Below are 1,252 nucleotides of genomic sequence, written 5' to 3' on the forward strand. Positions count from 1 at the left end.
CGGTGCGCAGCATCCCCCAGCGGTCTCGGGCGCGGCAGAGCGCCCGCCAGCAGGCGGCGTCTCCACCGGTCTCCCGGAGGGCTTCGGAGAGCGCGTCGTAATGCTCGGTCACCTCCATGCACTCCACGCCCCCGCCACCGAGCCGGATACCCCAAGGCGCGGGCAGGTCATCGCCGGAGCGAAGGAGATGGTCGAGGCGTCCGAAGACCGCGTCCGCCGAGATGAGTCGAGTGACGGCGTCGGCGGGCAGGTCGGATTCGTTGAGCAGGCGGGTGAGCCGGTCGGCGAGGGCATCGCTGGCGCGCATCATGCGGGCACCTCCTGTAGGAGAGCTCGCCGGTTCTCCCAGGCCCGGTAAGGGCCCCGAACGATCTCCACTCGCAGGGAAGCGTCCTCGATCGGTCGCCGAGGTGCCGGGACCGGGGGAGTGGGAACCGAAGGAGTGGGCGGCAGCGGTTCGGGACCAGGGGAGTGCGCGGCGGCGTGGTCGACCGGGGCGAGCACGTAGCGGCGGACTCGGCGAGAGCGACGACGGCTCATCTCGCCACCCAGTTCACGCAGGTACCCGAAGGCGGTGGTGTGCGCTCCTCGTGTGGGCCGCGACAGCCGGATGAGTAGGGACAGCAAGGCAGTAACGTATGGCATGGCAAGCGCTCCTAAGGTTTCGCTTGTCCGGGCCCGGGGTGTTGGCGCACCGCCGGGCCACTTTCATGATCAGGTCAAGGCCTCACTATACGTCTGTCTTGTCTAGGTCGTCTAGCACGTCTGCCATATGCAGGCTGTGCGCCATGTACCTAACGTCGCAAGCATGCATGTCGACCGATTCGATCCCACGCCTCTGTACATGCAGGTGGCACACCAACTCCGTGAACAGATTCAAGCTGGCAAGCTCAAACCACGAGATCCGCTTCCCTCGGAAGCGGCGATGGTCGCTGACTATGGGATCGCTCGGGAGACCGCCCGCCGCGCAATCGCGCTCCTTCGTGATGAAGGGCTGGTGGTGACGTTGCCCCAGCGGGGAACGTTCGTCGCACCGACGTCGGATACCTGAGTGTCGGCCCCTGCCCCCACCGCCGCTCCCTCGTAGTGGCCTTCGTCACCCGATTCCCTCGTCCTCTCGGGGTGCCGTCGAAGCCCACATGTCGTGACCTGGAGTGATGAGGAGGTTCCACTCCTTGCCCCCGGGCTGCCCAGCGCCATCCCGGCCAGCCGCGCCAGGCGCCGGTACGAGTCCAGCAGACCCGCCCGGTCG

General features: G+C 67.5%; 3 protein-coding genes. 1 reads left to right on the plus strand and 2 read right to left on the minus strand.

The window, feature by feature from the left end:
- Both ACWGKS_RS30000 and ACWGKS_RS30005 read right to left on the minus strand, forming a co-directional pair.
- Nucleotides 1–310: hypothetical protein (locus tag ACWGKS_RS30000; RefSeq protein WP_452525103.1), on the minus strand; the 310-nt coding region annotated here is incomplete at its 3' end.
- On the minus strand, nt 307–645 hold the full coding sequence (locus tag ACWGKS_RS30005) for a hypothetical protein (RefSeq protein WP_452525105.1): 339 nt from the start codon (nt 643–645) through the stop codon (nt 307–309). The genes ACWGKS_RS30000 and ACWGKS_RS30005, both read right to left, overlap by 4 nt.
- Before the next feature lie 163 nt (nt 646–808).
- Between ACWGKS_RS30005 and ACWGKS_RS30010 the strand changes: the two genes are divergently transcribed.
- A complete protein-coding gene (locus tag ACWGKS_RS30010) occupies nt 809–1,051 on the plus strand; it encodes a GntR family transcriptional regulator (RefSeq protein ID WP_067597371.1) in 243 nt (80 codons plus the stop codon).
- The last annotated feature ends 201 nt before the right edge of the window (nt 1,052–1,252 follow it).

It is taken from the genome of Nocardiopsis sp. NPDC055879, from assembly GCF_053615935.1.